Genomic DNA, 16,741 nt, shown 5'->3' on the forward strand with positions numbered 1-16,741 from the left:
CCCCCTCCTCCGTACGACAAGGAGTACGTACGTGCCCCCTGCCCGTCGCCATGCGCTGACCGTCCGCCTCCCCGAGGGTGCGGCGGACACCCCGATCTCCGCCGCACTCACCGCGGCGGCGGACCTGTGGTGGCCGGAGGATTCGCGCCCCCGCCTGTGGACGGACTCCGTCCGCGCCGCTGCCGACTCGTCGGCGGCCCTGCGCAGACGCGCCACGGAGACCCGCCGACCCCTCGCCCCCGGCCACCGGCTGCGCGCGCTGTTCCTGCGGTACGAGGACGGGGGCGCAGCCGATCTCCTGCTGGTCGCGGACGGGGCGGCGCTGGACGCACGGTCCCTCTGGCTGATCGCCGAGGTGCTGCGGGGGCGCCTCGACCCTCAAGGGGTACTCCTCCGGAGCGGCACCCCGGATCTGCGGCCCGACCCCTCGACGCTCCCCCTCGTGGCAGCGCTCGCCGTCGTCACCGGGCGCCACGAGGGTCTCTCCTACGTCCCCGTGGGCATCCCCGTCCCCGCCCTCGACCGGCCGCCGCACGCGCTGGGAGCCCTCGACGGGCGGGCGGTGTTCGCGGCGGACCTCACCGAGGAGCGCACCGTCGGGGACCTCCTCGGCACTCCGCTCACCCCCTTCCCGGACGGCGCCGCACCGGACGTCGGCCTCGTGGACCCGGGCCCGGCCGCCGGGCAGGAAGCGTTCACCGTCCTGCCGTACACGGACCCCCCCTACCCCCGCACCCTCCTCCACGGACCAAGGGCCCTCACCGACGGACCGGGCCCCCTCACCGACGAGACCGGAGGCTTCGAACGCCAGGTGCTCCGCGTCCGGGACCAGATCCTCTCCCTTCCGCCCGAGACACCCCTCGCCGAGCTGTACCCGCTCACCGCCGAGGAGTCGGCCGCCCGAATCGGCCTGGGCCGCGGCACCCCCGCCACGGCCCACACCCCTCGCCGCATCGACGACGTCTTCACCGAGCGGACCGCCGCGCAACCCGACGCACCCGCCCTCACCTGCGCCGGCGCCACGCTCACGTACCGGGAGCTGAACGCCCGCGCCGACGAACTGGCCAACGGGCTGCGCGCCTCGGGCGTCGCACCCGGGGATCTCGTGGGCATCTGCCTGCCCCGCTCCACGGACCTGGTGGCGACCATGCTGGCGGTCCTGAAGGCCGACGCGGTGTACGTACCGCTGGACCCGGAGCATCCCGCCGGCCGCCGGGCCCGCACCGCCGAGGACGCCGGGCTGCGCCTGACCGTCGACGACACCGCACGCCTCACCGGCCACCCGGCGCAGCCCCGCACCGCGTCCGGTCCGCCCACGGCCCCCGCCTACGTCATCCACACCTCCGGCTCGACGGGCCGGCCCAAAGGCGTCGTCGTCCCGCACGCCAATGTCACCGCCCTCGTCGACGCGACCCGCGAGGACTTCGGGCTCACCTCCGCCGACACCTGGACGCTCTTCCACTCCGCGGCTTTCGACTTCTCCGTCTGGGAGATCTGGGGCGCCCTCCTCACGGGTGGCCGCCTGGTCGTCGTCGATCACTGGACGACACGCTCCCCCGACGGTTTCCACGCCCTGGTGCTCCGCGAGGGGGTCACCGTGCTCAGCCAGACCCCTTCGGCGTTCACCCAGTTCATGGCCGCCGACCGGGACGCCGACGGCGAGCTCCCCCTCCGCCTGGTCGTGCTGGGCGGCGAGCCGCTGGACACCCGGCCCCTGCGCTCCTGGTTCGACCGCCATCCGGAGGACCGCTGCCGGCTGGTCAACATGTTCGGGATCACCGAGACGACGGTCCATGTGACCGCCCGGACGCTCACACGTCGCGCGGCGGTGGAGGGCTCCCGCTCCGTCGGCCGCCCGCTGCCCGGCTGGGACGTCCACGTCCTCGACTCCCGGGGCCGTCCCGTGCCTCCGGGTGCCCCCGGGGAGATATACGTGGGCGGCGCGGGGGTCGCCGACGGGTATCTGCACCGGCCCGCCCTCACCGCCGAGCGCTTCGTCCCCGCCCCCTGGCACGACGGCCGGCTGTACCGCAGCGGCGACCTGGGCCGGTTCCTCCCCGACGGCTCCCTGGAGCACCTGGGCCGGATCGACGACCAGGTGAAGGTACGGGGCTTCCGCATCGAACCCGGCGAGATCCGTCACGCACTGCTGGAGGACCCGGCGGTGACGGCGGCGGCGGTGACGGTCACCGGCCACGAACAGGGGGACGCCGCGGCCGTACGCATCGACGCGTACGTGGTCCTGACCCCGGACGCGCACGGTGACACCGCTCCGGTACGCCACCGGGCCGCGCGCCTGCTGCCCTCCCACATGCTGCCCGCCACGGTGACGGCTCTGCCCCGCCTGCCGCTCACCGCGAACGGGAAACTCGACCCCGCCGGGCTGCCGGCCCCTCGGCGGTCCGCGCCCGAGGCCGCCGCACCCCTGCTCGCACCCGCCCCGCCCACCGGAGCGGCGGCGACGCTCACGGAGGTGTGGCAGGAGGTTCTGGGTGTCCCGGCCATCGGCCCGGACGACAACTTCTGGGACCTGGGCGGCAATTCGCTGTACGCGATCCGCATCGGCGCGGCGGTCCGGGAACGCGGACTGCCCCCGGTCCCCCTGCGCCAGTTGTATCTCACCCCGACGATCCGGACGCTCAGCGAAGCACTGGTCCCCTGACTCCCCGGACCGCACGCCCCGGGCCGCACTCCCCGGTCGGCCCACCACGACCGGCCCACCATGACAGGAGAGGGCGGCCTCGAGAAGACGGCCACCCTCTCCCCCCTGCGACCTACCGCAGGGCTACGCGAATCGCTGCGCGGCACCGCCGTTGCACGCCTGGAGCCTCAGCGGCTCCTTGGCCGACGCGAGCGTCAGACAGAGCCCGTTCGCGGCTGCCGGACGCAAGGTGCCCGACTCCTTCACGAACTTCTGGTTCGCCGCACCCGAGCAGTCCCACAGGACGAGCTTCGCGCCCGCCTCGTACCTCGCGCCCGGCACGTCCAGGCAGCGGTCGTGACTGAGTTCCGTACGCACCGTCCGCTCGGCGGCGTCGTACCACCAGTCCTGGTTCCGGCCGCCGTGACAGTCCCAGCCGGTGACCTCGGTGCCGTTGCGGGTCACCGACGCCGGGACGTCGACGCACGTCCCGGTGGCCTCGTTCCTCAGCGGACCGAACACGTCGTCCCAGGCGAGAGGCCGGAGCACCGGCCTGCCCGCGCTCGCCGGGTCGGCGCAGCTCGCCTCGCGCACCCCGGAGTCGTACATCTGGGTGAGGCAGGAGGCGAAGGCCCCGTGTCCGGCCAGGTTGGGGTGGAAGGACTGGCGTACCGAATTCGCGTCCGGCAGACCCGGCTTGGTCACGTCGATGTAGAGGCCGCGGGCCCAGGCGCTCTGGGTGCAGACCTCGTGGCCGTGGAAGAGACGGGAGTTGTCGAGGTAGACGGCTCCCGTGGCGGCGGCCGCCTTGCGCATGCCCACCTGGAAGGCGGGTACGGCGGTGTTACGTCCCCAGACGGTGTCGGAGTCGTACCCCAGGCCACCGCAGGCGATCTTCCCGGGGAAGTCCGGGTTGTCACGGAAGTCGGGGCCGATCGGACTCGGGTAGCCCATGACGACGAGCTTGTAGTCACCGTTCGCGTACCCGGCGTCCGTCATGACGGTGCGCAGGTCGCGTACGGTCTGCTCGACCTTGGGGACGAGCGCGTCGACGCGGGCCTGCCAGCCGCCGGCGTACTTGGACTCGCAGGGGCCCTGGAGGGTGAGATAGCGCACGACGCAGTCCGTCATGACCGGACCGAACTGGAGGTCGTCGTTGGCGCCGGCCACCAGCACGATCATCTTGATGCGGGTGTTGCGCGCCTTCACGGCGAGGCTGTCGCTCTGGACGAGCTCGTCGGCGTACTGCTTGGAACCACCGATTCTGATGTTCCCGGTGTAGGCACCGGAGCAGGAGACGTTGTACGTGACGTCCGCCGCGATGCCCGTGCGGTGGATGGCCGCGTCGGGTGAACGGTGACACCAGTTGTCCGGGCCGTTGGTGCCGGACTCGTACGTGCCGACTCCTTCGCCGGAGATCTCGCTGTCGCCGAGCGAGATCAGCCCGGTCTTGCGGTCGCCGAGCGGCCGCTCGGCGGGGCTGCCGTACAGCTGGGTGGCCTCCGCTGCCCGGACGGCTTCGAGAGCGGGTGGGAGCGGGGTGGATGCGGTAGTGGCGGTACGGGTCTCCGCCGCGCCCGCCGGTCCGGCCACCGCCATGGTGCCGACGGCCACCGCCAGTGCGGCGGTCGCCGCGACCGTACAGCGAAGTGCGCGAAGTCTGTGCCTGGTGCGCCTCATTGCGCCTCCCGGATTGTGGGTTACCCCAGGTATTTACTGGCCGGTAGGCGACAAGGGAATACGTAGGACAAGACAAGTGCTCAACTTTCACAGGAGGTTTGAAACATGGACGGCTCGTCAGACACGAACGCGGGCACCCCGCAGTACCGCGCCGAGCGCGATTCGATGGGTGAGGTGAAGGTCCCCGCCCACGCCAAGTGGCGGGCCCAGACCCAGCGCGCAGTGGAGAACTTCCCCATCTCCGGACAGCGCCTGGAGCGGGCCCACATCGAGGCCCTGGCCCGGATCAAGGCCGCTGCCGCCAAGGTCAACGCGGAACTGGACGTCCTCGACCCGGACATCGCCACCGCGATCCAGGAGGCCGCCGCCGAGGTCGCCGAAGGCCGGTGGGACGAGCACTTCCCCATCGACGTCTTTCAGACGGGGTCCGGCACCTCGTCCAACATGAACACCAACGAGGTCGTCGCCACCCTCGCCACCGAGCGCCTGGGCCGCGAGGTGCACCCCAACGACCACGTCAACGCCTCGCAGTCCTCCAACGACGTCTTCCCCTCCTCCATCCACATCGCCGCGACGGCCGCCGTCACGGCGGACCTGATCCCCGCGCTGGACCATCTGGCATCCGCGCTGGAGCGAAAATCAGCCGAATTCGTGGAGGTCGTGAAGTCGGGCCGTACCCATCTGATGGATGCCACGCCCGTCACCCTGGGCCAGGAGTTCGGCGGCTACGCGGCCCAGGTCCGGTACGGCGTCGAGCGCCTGCGGTCCTCGCTCCCCCGCCTGGCCGAACTGCCCCTGGGCGGGACGGCAGTCGGCACCGGCATCAACACCCCACCCGGATTCTCGGCCGCCGTCATCGCCGAAGTGGCCCGCACCACCGGCCTGCCGCTCACCGAGGCCCGCGACCACTTCGAGGCGCAGGGTGCCAGGGACGGACTGGTCGAGGCGTCCGGGCAGCTCCGCACGATCGCGGTCTCGCTGACGAAAATTTCCAACGATCTGCGCTGGATGGCCTCGGGACCGCGCACCGGACTGGCCGAAATCAATCTGCCGGACCTCCAGCCGGGCTCGTCGATCATGCCGGGGAAGGTCAACCCGGTCATCCCGGAGGCCGTACTGATGGTCGCGGCGCAGGTGATGGGGAACGACGCCACGGTCGCCACGGCGGGCGCCGCGGGCAACTTCGAACTCAACGTCATGCTGCCCGTGATCGCGAAGAACCTGCTGGAGTCGGTACGGCTGCTCGCCAACGCCTCACGGCTCCTCGCCGACCGCACGGTCGACGGCATCACGGCCAACGTGGAACGGGCGCGCATGTACGCGGAGTCCTCGCCCTCCGTCGTCACGCCGCTCAACAAGTACATCGGCTACGAGGAGGCCGCCAAGGTCGCCAAGAAGTCCCTCGCCCAGGGCACGACCATCCGCGAAACGGTCCTGGCCTCGGGATACGTCCGACGCGGTGACCTCACGGTGGAACAACTCGACGAGGCCCTGGACGTGTTGCGCATGACCCGCCCGTGACGCGTTTCGCAGCGAGCGGGCGGCTGGATCTCTAAGATCTCTTCATGGCAGGTACGGGAGAGGTGCGCTGGGCGCCTGGGGACCAGATCCTCTGGCGCTACCGCGACAACGGTGGCGGTGACCGCGGCAACGGTGACGGGAGCGGCCGGCGAAGCCCCGTGCACATCTGCCGCCCGGTCACCGTCGTCCAGGACACCGACGAGCTGCTCGCCGTGTGGATGGCGCCGGGCACCGAGTGCGTGAGACCGGTCCTCGCCGACGGCACCCAGGTGCACGCCGAGCCGCTCGCCACCCGTTACACGGCTCCGCGCACCACGGCCCGCTCGACGTGGTTCGGCACCGGCGTGCTGAAACTGGCCCGCCCCGGCGACCCCTGGTCGGTGTGGCTGTTCTGGGACCGCGGCTGGGCCTTCCGCAACTGGTACGTGAATCTGGAGGAGCCGCTCGTCCGCTGGTCCGGCGGCGTGGACTCCCAGGATCACTTTCTCGACATCTCCGTGCACCCCGACCACAGCTGGCGGTGGCTCGACGAGGACGAGTTCGCCCAGGCGCAGCGGGTCGGCCTGATGGACCGGGCCACCACCGCGCGCGTACGGGAGGCGGGCCGGGCGGCGGTCGAGGTCATCCAGGAGTGGGGGGCGCCGTTCCGGGACGGCTGGGAGCACTGGCGGCCGGAGCCGCACTGGCGGGTACCGCCGCTTCCGGATGACTGGGACCGCACCCCGGCCCGTATGCCGTCGTGAGATCCTTGGAACGACCACAAGTCGACGTTCGAACCGTTGGAACCGCTCGGACCACACCGTCCGGAGCGGGTCACACGCTCGCATGAACCACTACGAAGGGGTGGAGACATGTTCGCTGTCCGCCGGCCCTTCGCGGGAAACGATGTCACCGCGCCAGATCGTGAGCAGCCGGTTTCGGCCCCGCGTACGGGGGCATCCGGTGACAGCCGTTGTTCTTACCGCTCTTGCCGGGGCACAGTAGCGCCCCACGAGGTGTCTGCCTCATACAACCGGCCCGGACGGACGGAATCCCACGCGTGACGGAGCATCCCACCTCCCACGAAGGCCGGCAGCCCCTCGCGGCCCGGTCCCAGGAGCGCACCCGCCCGCGGCAGCAGGACGCCACGACGGCATCCCCTGTCACCGCCGCGATCCCCGGACCGGCCGCAGCGCCGAACCCCGGGCCGAGTCCCGTACCGCACGCCTCGACGAAACCGGCCACGACGGCGGCGGACAGTCAGACCGTGGCCCGTCGTGAAGGCGACCGGCTGCGCTTCGTGGGAGCGGCGACCCGCCGCATCGCCCGGGGCATAGACCTGGACGAGATCGTCCTCGGCCTGTGCCGGGCCAGCGTGCCGACCTTCTCCGACGCGATACTCGTCTACCTCCGGGACCCGCTTCCGGTGGGCGACGAGCGCCCCGCCACCCCGTTCGTGCTGCGGCTGCGCCGTACCGACCGGCTGCGTTTAACCGACGAGGAGAATGAGAGCAGCCCGGAGACCGAGCGTCTCCGGCTGCCGGGTGCCGACCCGCAGTCCGACCTCATGCCCGCAGCCGAGCTGTGCGAGGTCCGCTCCGGCGGCGCGCTGGCCGAGGTGCTGCGCGGAGTGCGTCCCGTCTTCGGGGACTCCGCTGCGGCGCGCGCCGCGCTGCCCGAACTGCTCGGCGCCGGGCGTGCCGTACCCACCGGACACCGCGCGATCCTGGCGCCGCTGCGCGGGCGGCGCCGGGTCATCGGCGCGGCCGTCTTCCTGCGCGGCACCGAGCGCCCTGCGTTCGAGGCCAACGATCTGCTGGTCGCGGCCCAGTTGGCGACGCACACCGCGCTGGGTATCGACAAGGCCGTGCTGTACGGGCGCGAGGCGTACATCGCGGACGAGCTCCAGCGCACCATGCTGCCCGACTCGCTGCCGCAGCCGACCGGTGTGCGTCTCGCCTCCCGGTATCTGCCGGCCGCCGAGACGGCGAGGGTCGGCGGCGACTGGTACGACGCGATCCCGCTGCCCGGCAGCCGGGTCGCGCTCGTCGTCGGCGACGTCATGGGCCACTCCATGACGTCCGCAGCGATCATGGGCCAGCTGCGCACGACCGCGCAGACCCTGGCCGGGCTCGACCTGCCGCCGCAGGAGGTGCTGCACCACCTGGACGAGCAGGCGCAGCGGCTCGGCAGCGACCGGATGGCGACCTGCCTGTACGCCGTGTACGACCCGGTCGCGCACCGGATCACCATCGCCAACGCCGGGCACCCGCCGCCCGTCCTGCTCCACCTGGGTGGCCGGGCGGAGGTGCTGCGGGTGCCCCCGGGCGCCCCGATCGGTGTCGGCGGAGTCGACTTCGAGGCCGTGGAGCTGGATGCCCCCGCGGGCGCCACGCTGCTGCTGTACACGGACGGCCTGGTCGAGTCCCGGCTGCGGGACGTGTGGACCGGGATCGAGCAGCTGCGGGAGCGGCTCGCCGCCACCGCCCGCCTGACCGGCCCCGATCACGCGCCCCCGCTGGAGGCGCTCTGCGACGACGTGCTCGACATGCTCGGCCCGGGCGACCGGGACGACGACATCGCACTGCTCGCCGCCCGCTTCGACGGGATCGCGCCCAGCGATGTCGCGTACTGGTTCCTGGAACCGGAGGACGAGGCACCGGGCCGGGCCCGCAAGCTGGCCCGCAAAGCGCTCAGCCGCTGGGGTCTCGACGAGCTGTCGGACGAGGTGGAACTGCTGGTCAGCGAGGTGGTGACCAACGCCGTGCGGTACGCGGAACGGCCGGTGACCCTGCGCCTTCTGCGTACGGACATCCTGCGCTGCGAGGTCGGCGACGACTCCCCGCAGCTGCCCAGGCAGCGGCGGGCCAGGGAGACGGACGAGGGTGGACGCGGTCTGTTCCTGGTGAACCGTCTGGCCAGGCGGTGGGGAGCCACCCGGCTCTCGACGGGCAAGGTCGTCTGGTTCGAGATGGTCACCCGGAGCCAGTAGCGGGCTCTGGGTGAGGACGGCGAGGGGGGGTGCCCGCGGGCACCCCCCCTCGCCGTCCTCATGTGCTCACTGACCGGGCAGGCCGTTCTCGTCGCGGACCGGCCGTTCGCCCGGTGGATCGACCGGGTCGACCGGGTCGGTCGGTTCGGTCGTCGGGTCGGTAGGCGTGGGCGGCGTCGTCTGCGTGGGCGGGGGCTCCGTCGTCGGGCTCTCGGTGACCGGGGGCTCCGTCGGCGACTGGGTCGGCGGATCGGTCTCCGGCGGCTCCGTCTCCTCGGGCGGCTCGGTCGTGGGCGGCGGCGTCGTGGGGGCCTGCGTGACGCCCGACTCGCCGCGCTCGACGTCTTCGAGGTCGAAGGTGGCGGGCGAGCCGCCGTCCAGTGCGGCCAGCGTGTAGTCCGCCCAGATCTTCGCCGGGAAGCCGCCGCCGTTGGCACGGCCCGAGCTGGCCGTACCGGTCAGGGTGACCTGTGTGCCGCCGTCCTTCGCCTCCCCGTAGAGCGCGACGACCGTGCTGAGCTCCGGGGTGTACCCGGCGAACCAGGCGGCCTTGTTGTTCTCCGACGTGCCGGTCTTGCCGGCCGCGTCGAAGGCCGGGCTGTCGGCCTCGTGGCCGGAGCCGTTGTCCACGACTCCGGTCAGCGCCCGCGTCACGGTGTCCGCGGTCTTACGGCTGATGGCCTGGCCGCCGGTGCCGTCGACCGGCTCCGCCGCGCGGTCCCGGTGCTCGGCCGACTTGATGATGTGCGGGGTGGCCTTCTTGCCGTGGTTGTCGAGCGTCGCGAACACACCGGCCATATCCCAGGTCGAGGCGTTCATGGTGCCCAGGGTGATCGCGGGGACTGCGGGGAATCCCTTGTCGGGCATGCCGAGTTCGAGGGCGGTCCGCTTCACGGCGGAGGGCGTCACGTCGACGACCATCTGCGCGAAGACCGAGTTGACCGACCGGTCCATCGCCCTCTGGACGCTGATGTCGCCGTAACTGCGGTCGTCCTCGTTCTGCGGCTTGAACGGGATGTCGCTGCCGACGACCGGCCGCCTGGTGGTCCCGTCGTAGACGGTGTCGAGGCCGATCAGCTTGCCGTCCTGGGTCCGCGACTCGTTCTCCAGAGCGGAGGCGAGCACCAGCGGCTTGAAGGTGGAGGCCGGCTGGTAGTCGCGGCGGGTCGCGTTGGAGACCCAGTGCTCGGTGGCGCTCACGCCGCCGTACAGCGCGACGACCTCGCCGTTCTTCGGGTCCACGGAGGTGGCGCCGGCCTGGACCGTGGCGTCGATCTTGTTGCCCTCGCGGTCGAGCTTGGACTCCAGTTGCCGGTCGACGGCCTTCTCCAGCTCCTGCTGGCGCTTCTTGTCTATGTTGAGCGTGATCGTCCAGCCGCCGGCCACACGGGCCTCCTCGGAGACGCCCTGGCGCTCCAGCTCCTCGTCGGCCGCCTCGACGAGATAGCCGGTCTGGCCCTCCATACCGGGGGCCGCCTTCGGCTCCTGCGGGACGGTGAACTTCATCGCGGCGCGCATCGAGCTGTCCAGCCAGTCCTTCTCGACCATGTTGTCGAGCGTGTAGGCCCAGCGCTCGGAGACCAGCTTCTTGCCGGTCGGCGAGGCGACCGCCCAGTCGTACTGGCTGGGGGCCTGGAGCAGCGATGCGAGGTAGGCGCCCTGGGAGAGGTCGAGGTCCTTGGCGTCGACGCCGTAGTACGCCTGCGCGGCGGCCTGGATGCCGCTGGCACCCCGGCCGTAGTACGCGGTGTTCATGTACCCGGCGAGGATCTCGTTCTTCTTCATCTTCTGGTCGACCTTGAGCGAGATCACCAGTTCCTTCAGCTTGCGGCTGACGGTCGGGTCCTGCGTCAGGTAGTAGTTCTTCACGTACTGCTGGGTGATCGTCGAACCACCCTGCTTGCCCTTGCCGGACAGCGTGTTGAACACACCGCGCGCGGTGCCCTTCAGGTCGACGCCCTGGTCCTGGTAGAAGCTCTTGTTCTCGGCGGCGACGAAGGCGTGCTGGACGTCCTTGGGCACGGCGGACAGATCCACGATCTCGCGGTTGACCTCGCCGGTGCGGGCCAGCAGCGTGCCGTCGCTGTACTTGTAGACGTTGCTCTGCTTCTTCGCCGTGGCGTTGGCCGCGGGCACGTCGACATAGACGTAGAGCGCCACGAAGGCGCCCATGACCAGCAGGCAGAACCCGAAGAACGTGCCCAGCAGTTTCCGCCAGGTGAAGAGTCCGCGTATGCCGCCACTCCTCCCGGCCCGGCGCGCTCCTCGCCCCTGGCCTCGTCGCGCATCCGCTCGACCCATCGCTGTAGTGCTCCTGTTTCTCTGCTCGACCGGCTTCGCCCTTCCCGCCAGCTAACACCGTCGGGTCGGACGAAATGCAAGCGATCCGGTCTTTTCCGGACGTGACAATCAGCACCTGGTTCCTCAGGAACCGACTCATCAGGGACGGAAAGGGTTGCGGGAACCGGCGAATCCAGCGGTACACCCCAGACGCGTGCTGGGCACGACACCCTTGTATGCACTCTGCGTATACACCACATGTATAGTCGCTCGCATGTCAATCGGTCACACCCTCCTGGGACTCCTGGAGTCCGGCCCCCGCCACGGCTACGACCTCAAGCGCACCTTCGACGAGAAGTTCGGCCACGACCGCCCGCTGCACTACGGGCAGGTCTACTCGACCATGTCCCGGCTGCTGAAGAACGGGCTCGTCGTCGTCGACGGCGTCGAGAGCGAGGGCGGTCCCGAGCGCAAGCGGTACGCCATCACCGACGCCGGGATCACGGACGTCTCCGCCTGGCTCGCCCAGCCGGAGAAGCCGGAGCCATACCTCCAGTCGACCCTCTACACCAAGGTCGTCCTGGCCCTGCTGACCGGCCGCGGCGCCGACCGGCTGCTGGACACCCAGCGCACCGAGCATCTGCGCCTGATGCGTGTCCTCACCGACCGCAAGCGCAACGGCGACCTCGCCGACCAGCTGATCTGCGACCACGCGCTCTTCCACCTGGAAGCCGACCTGCGCTGGCTCGAACTGACCGCCGCACGCCTCGACAAGCTCGCCGAGGTGGTCAAGTGACCCCCGCCGGCTCCCTTCTCGCCGCCCACGACCTCCACAAGGCCTACGGCCCGACGCCCGCTCTCGACGGCGCGTCCTTCTCCATCCACCCCGGCGAGGTCGTCGCCGTCATGGGCCCCTCCGGGTCCGGGAAGTCGACGCTGCTGCACTGCCTCGGCGGGATCGTCACCCCGGACAGCGGGACCATCACGTACGACGGACGCGAGCTCTCCACCCTGTCCGACGCCGAGCGCAGCGCCCTGCGCCGCAGTGACTTCGGGTTCGTCTTCCAGTTCGGCCAGCTCGTGCCGGAGCTGACCTGCACCGAGAACGTCGCCCTCCCCCTCCGCCTCAACGGCGTGAAGAGGAAGGAGGCCGAGCGCAGGGCAGTCAGCTGGATGGAGCGCCTCCAGGTCGACGACCTGAAGGACAAGCGGCCCGGCGAGGTCTCCGGCGGACAGGGGCAGCGCGTCGCCGTCGCCCGCGCACTCGCCGCCGACCCCCGAGTGATCTTCGCCGACGAGCCGACCGGCGCCCTCGACTCACTCAACGGCGAGCGCGTGATGGAGCTGCTCACGGACGCGGCACGCTCCTCCGGTACCGCCGTCGTCCTCGTCACCCACGAGGCGCGGGTCGCCGCCTACTCGGACCGCGAAATCGTCGTACGCGACGGAAAGTCCCGGGACCTGGAGTACACGGGATGACAGTGCTGGAAGAACGGAGCACCAAGAAAGCGGCCGGCTCCCCGAAGGCGCCAGGGAAGGGGTCGGGATGGATACACGACCTCGGCCTCGGCATCCGCTTCGCGGTCGGCGGCGGGCGCGAGGGCTGGATACGCACCCTCCTCACCGCCGTCGGCGTGGGCCTCGGCGTCGCCCTCCTCCTCATCGCCTCCTCCGTACCGAACCTCCTGGACAACCGGTCCGACCGCACCGCGGGCCGCGCACCCAACTTCACCAACCACGACGCTCCGCCGGCGCCCGGCGACAACACCCTGGTCTACGACAACGCCTCGTCCGAGTACCGCGGCGACTCGGTCGGCGGCTGGTTGCTGCGCCCCGACGGCGCGCACCCGCCGATACCGCCGGGCGTCGACAGGATCCCCCGGCCCGGCGAAATGGTCGTCTCGCCCGCGCTGAAGGATCTACTGGAATCCCCCGAGGGCCAACTGCTGCGGGAGCGGCTGAAGTTCCAGATCATCGGGACGATCGCCGACGAGGGGCTGAGCGACCCGCACGACCTGTACATGTACGCCGGCAGCGACACCATCACGCAGAAGGGCGGCGGGCGGACCGCGCAGTTCGGCGGCAATCGGCTGCCCGAGGAACCGATGGACCCCGTCCTCGTCATCCTCATCATCCTGATCTGCGTCGTCCTGCTGATCCCCGTCGCGATCTTCATCGCCACCGCCGTCCGGTTCGGCGGAGAACGACGCGACCGCCGACTCGCCGCGCTGCGTCTCATCGGCGCGGACATCCGGATGACCCGGCGGGCTGCCGCCGGCGAGTCCCTGTTCGGCGCCGGGGTCGGACTGCTCTACGGAGCCCTGTTCTTCCTCGTGGGGCGTCAGTTCGTCGGCATGGTGCAGTTCTGGCGGATCTCGGCGTTCCCCTCCGACCTCGCCCCGGTGCCCGGTCTCGCCGTGCTGATCCTGCTGGCCGTACCGGCGTGTGCGGTCCTGGTCACCCTGTTCGCGCTGCGCTCCGTGGCGATCGAGCCGCTCGGCGTCGTACGGCAGGGGCGTTCCCGCAAGCGCCGGCTGATGTGGCGGCTGCCGATACCGGCCATCGGTGTGGGACTGCTGCTGTTCTCGGACATCGCAGGCGGCAACAGGGGGCCGCTCGACGTGGCAGTCGTCGCGGCAGGGATCATCCTGATCCTGCTCGGCATGGTGACCCTGCTTCCCTGGCTGGTCGAGTCCGTCGTCGCCCACGTGCGCGGCGGCCCGGTGCCCTGGCAACTCGCCTTCCGCAGACTCCAGTTGAACAGCACCGCGGGGACGCGCGCGGTGAGCGGCATCACGGTCGCGGTGGCCGGCGGGATCGCGCTCCAGATGTACTTCGTCGGCATCAACGACGACTTCAACACGACGACGGGCCAGGACCCCAAGCGCGCCCAGATGGGCGTCATGACGGAGTCCGCCAAGGGCGCCCTCGCCGAGCGCATGATCAAGGACTTCCGGGCCACGGAGGGCGTGACGGGAGTCATCGGCACCATCGATTCCTATGTGCTCGGCGCCGGAGCGCTCGACGAGTGGGGCGACCCGGAGGGCGCGCCGGTGACCTACGGCACCTGCGCCACCCTGCGCGAGCTGGCACATCTGCCCGGCTGCGAGGACGGCGACGTCTTCATCTCGCACACCGAGGGGAACAAGGACGCGGGCTGGGTGACGAAGGTCGCCCGCCCCGGCAAGCAGGTCGATCTCAACGAGTGGTACAGGGACGAGGGCTCGGAGAAGCTCGAGCCGCAGCTGTGGACGATCCCGAAGGACGCCCGCACGGTGACACCCAGGAAGGATCCGGCGGGCCAGGAGCGCCACGGCATCTTCGTGACGCCCGGCGCACTGGACCCGGCCAAGCTGCCGAGCGCCTCGACGACGGCGCAGATCCAGACGGACGAGAGCGACCCCGACGCCCAGGAGCACGTCCGCAACACCGCGTATCTGATGGATCCGTCCCTGCGGATCTGGACCTACCAGATGACGCAGCGGGACAAGCAGTACGACAGCATCCGCACGTCCCTGTTCGTGGGTGCGACCGCCACGATGATCCTGATCGCGGCCTCCATGCTGGTCTCGCAGATCGAGCAACTGCGGGAACGCAGGAAGCTGCTGTCCGTGCTGGTCGCCTTCGGCACACGCCGCTCGACGCTCGCCTGGTCCATCTTGTGGCAGACCGCGATCCCGGTCGCCCTCGGCACCGCACTCGCCGTCATGGGCGGGCTCGGCCTCGGCCGGGTGATGCTCCACCTGATCGACAAGGAGATCACCGACTGGCTGATCTTCCTGCCCCTGGCGGGGGTGGGAGCAGCGATGATCGCCATCGTGACGCTGCTCAGCCTGCCGGTGCTGTGGCGCCTGATGCGCCCGGACGGTCTGCGTACCGAGTGACGGGAGCGCGGTGGCCGGACGGGCCGGGCCTTCAGGCCCGTCCGGCGATCCGTACCGGCAGCGACCCCATCTCCTCACGCAGCGCCGCCGCGAACTCCTCGAACTCCTCGCGCCTGGCCGCCCCCGAGCGCATGGCGAGCGCCACCCGCCGCGCGGGCGCCGGGTCCGCGAAGTACCCCGTCGTCAGCGCGTCGTTGCGGCCCGCCTCGACCGTCACCGCGGTCCGCGGCAGCAGCGTCACACCGAGCCCGCCTGCCACCAGCTGCACGAGGGTGGAGAGACCCGCCGCGGTCGTCGTCACGGGTGCGCCCTGTGTGCGTCCGGCCTCCCGGCAGATGTCCAGGGCCTGGTCGCGCAGACAGTGCCCCTCGTCCAGGAGCAGCAGAGGCAGCTCGCGCAGCGCCTCGCGCGGGATGTCGGAGCGCCCGCCCAGCCAGTGCTCCCGTTCCATGACGAGCACGAAGTCCTCGTCGAAGAGGGGCAGTTCGGTCACTCCCGGCACACCGAGCGGTACGGCGAGCAGCAGCAGGTCGAGCCGCCCGGCGCCCAGCCCCTCCAGCAGCGAGGAGGTCTGCTCCTCGTGCACCTGGAGGTCGAGCTCCGGGTAGCGCCGGTGGACGAGCCGGAGCACGGTCGGCAGCAGATAGGGGGCGACGGTCGGAATCACGCCGAGCCTGAGCACCCCGGTGAACGGCGCCCGCACCGCCTCCGCCTCCTCCATCAGGGAGCCGACGGCGTCCAGGACCACCTGGGTACGCACCGCCAGCCGCTCCCCGGCGGACGAGAGCAGCACCTTGCGCGTCGTACGCTCGATGAGCTGGACACCCAGTGCCTCCTCCAGGGCCGACACGGCTCCGGAAAGTGCGGGCTGACTCATCCCGATCGCCGCGGCCGCGTCACGAAAGTGCAGATGCTCCGCCACGGCGGCGAAGGCGCGCAGCTGCGACAGGCTGGGCTGTTTGGGCCTGTTGCCCTGGTTCCCCTGGCTCATTGATAGGAACCTCCGATCATCCAGGTCAAGCATATCCGCCCCCTCGATCAATGAGCCACGCCACAGAGTGGGGCGCACGCGGGCCACTGATCGAGTGGGGCGATCAATGGATGCCCAAGAAGCGATTTCCGTGATCAATGCACTCTGTGCCATGGTGGGTCCAGTCCAACCCCCAGGAACCTCCCCAAAAGGGAATTCCTAAGCTGCAAGGAGAGCGCGTGCTCACTGTCGGTGACAAGTTCCCCCAGTTCGACCTGACCGCTTGTGTTTCGCTGGAGGCGGGCAAGGAGTTCGAGCAGATCACCCACAAGACCTACGAGGGTCAGTGGAAGATCGTGTTCGCATGGCCGAAGGACTTCACCTTCGTGTGCCCCACCGAGATCGCCGCCTTCGGCAAGCTGAACGAGGAGTTCGCCGACCGTGACGCCCAGGTCCTCGGCTTCTCCGGTGACTCCGAGTTCGTGCACCACGCCTGGCGCAAGGACCACCCGGACCTGACCGACCTGCCCTTCCCGATGCTGGCCGACTCGAAGCACGAGCTCATGCGTGAGCTCGGCATCGAGGGCGAGGACGGCTTCGCGCAGCGCGCCGTCTTCATCGTCGACCAGAACAACGAGATCCAGTTCACGATGGTGACCGCCGGTTCCGTGGGCCGTAACCCCAAGGAGGTCCTGCGGGTCCTCGACGCCCTGCAGACCGACGAGCTGTGCCCCTGCAACTGGACCAAGGGCGAGACGACCCTCGACCCGGTCGCGCTCCTCTCGGGCGAGTGA

At 70.7% G+C, this 16,741-nt stretch carries 11 protein-coding genes; 8 read left to right on the forward strand and 3 right to left on the reverse strand.

From position 1 onward, the window contains the following. Positions 1 to 31 precede the first annotated feature (31 nt). Positions 32 to 2,662, forward strand: a complete 2,631-nt coding sequence (locus F0344_RS11830; RefSeq protein WP_185298742.1) for an amino acid adenylation domain-containing protein — start codon at positions 32 to 34, stop codon at positions 2,660 to 2,662. A gap of 123 nt (positions 2,663 to 2,785) precedes the next feature. On the opposite strand, the gene F0344_RS11835 is transcribed toward F0344_RS11830, so the two are convergent. Then, a complete protein-coding gene (locus F0344_RS11835) occupies positions 2,786 to 4,321 on the reverse strand; it encodes a ricin-type beta-trefoil lectin domain protein (protein ID WP_185298743.1) in 1,536 nt (511 codons plus the stop codon). 105 nt (positions 4,322 to 4,426) lie between these two features. Between F0344_RS11835 and F0344_RS11840 the strand changes: the two genes are divergently transcribed. The 3 genes from F0344_RS11840 to F0344_RS11850 all read left to right on the forward strand — a co-directional run bounded on the left by F0344_RS11840 (position 4,427) and on the right by F0344_RS11850 (position 8,813). Beyond that, positions 4,427 to 5,842 carry a class II fumarate hydratase gene (locus F0344_RS11840; RefSeq protein ID WP_185298744.1) on the forward strand — a complete coding sequence of 472 codons (1,416 nt, stop codon included), beginning with the start codon at positions 4,427 to 4,429 and terminating at the stop codon, positions 5,840 to 5,842. A gap of 44 nt (positions 5,843 to 5,886) precedes the next feature. After that, positions 5,887 to 6,585 carry a cytidylyl-2-hydroxypropylphosphonate hydrolase gene (fomD, locus tag F0344_RS11845; protein ID WP_185298745.1) on the forward strand — a complete coding sequence of 233 codons (699 nt, stop codon included), beginning with the start codon at positions 5,887 to 5,889 and terminating at the stop codon, positions 6,583 to 6,585. 296 nt (positions 6,586 to 6,881) lie between these two features. After that, positions 6,882 to 8,813: an ATP-binding SpoIIE family protein phosphatase gene (locus F0344_RS11850; RefSeq protein WP_185298746.1), complete on the forward strand. Its 1,932-nt coding sequence runs from the start codon at positions 6,882 to 6,884 to the stop codon at positions 8,811 to 8,813. A gap of 66 nt (positions 8,814 to 8,879) precedes the next feature. Here F0344_RS11850 and F0344_RS11855 read toward each other — a convergent pair whose 3' ends face one another. Beyond that, positions 8,880 to 11,114 carry a transglycosylase domain-containing protein gene (locus tag F0344_RS11855; RefSeq protein ID WP_185298747.1) on the reverse strand — a complete coding sequence of 745 codons (2,235 nt, stop codon included), beginning with the start codon at positions 11,112 to 11,114 and terminating at the stop codon, positions 8,880 to 8,882. A 253-nt stretch (positions 11,115 to 11,367) separates the two neighbouring features. On the opposite strand from F0344_RS11855, the gene F0344_RS11860 reads away from it, so the two are divergent. From F0344_RS11860 to F0344_RS11870, 3 genes are read left to right on the forward strand one after another with little or no spacing between them, the layout of a single operon-like run. Continuing rightward, the gene (locus tag F0344_RS11860) at positions 11,368 to 11,889 is read left to right on the forward strand and encodes a PadR family transcriptional regulator (RefSeq protein ID WP_185298748.1); all 522 of its coding nucleotides are present in this window, start codon (positions 11,368 to 11,370) and stop codon (positions 11,887 to 11,889) included. Beyond that, positions 11,886 to 12,572: an ABC transporter ATP-binding protein gene (locus F0344_RS11865; protein ID WP_185298749.1), complete on the forward strand. Its 687-nt coding sequence runs from the start codon at positions 11,886 to 11,888 to the stop codon at positions 12,570 to 12,572. The genes F0344_RS11860 and F0344_RS11865 overlap by 4 nt, the downstream gene beginning before the upstream one ends. Continuing rightward, positions 12,569 to 14,977 carry an FtsX-like permease family protein gene (locus tag F0344_RS11870; RefSeq protein WP_185298750.1) on the forward strand — a complete coding sequence of 803 codons (2,409 nt, stop codon included), beginning with the start codon at positions 12,569 to 12,571 and terminating at the stop codon, positions 14,975 to 14,977. Before F0344_RS11865 ends, F0344_RS11870 begins: the two co-directional genes overlap by 4 nt. Positions 14,978 to 15,008: 31 nt before the next feature. Here the strand turns inward: F0344_RS11870 and F0344_RS11875 are convergent, their stop codons facing one another. Next, positions 15,009 to 15,968, reverse strand: coding sequence for a hydrogen peroxide-inducible genes activator (locus F0344_RS11875; RefSeq protein ID WP_185298751.1), 960 nt, complete (start codon positions 15,966 to 15,968; stop codon positions 15,009 to 15,011). A 218-nt stretch (positions 15,969 to 16,186) separates the two neighbouring features. On the opposite strand from F0344_RS11875, the gene F0344_RS11880 reads away from it, so the two are divergent. Continuing rightward, complete coding sequence (locus F0344_RS11880) at positions 16,187 to 16,741, forward strand: peroxiredoxin (RefSeq protein ID WP_185298752.1); 555 nt, start codon at positions 16,187 to 16,189, stop codon at positions 16,739 to 16,741.

The organism is Streptomyces finlayi (genome assembly GCF_014216315.1).
Classification (GTDB): Bacteria; Actinomycetota; Actinomycetes; order Streptomycetales; family Streptomycetaceae; genus Streptomyces; species Streptomyces finlayi_A.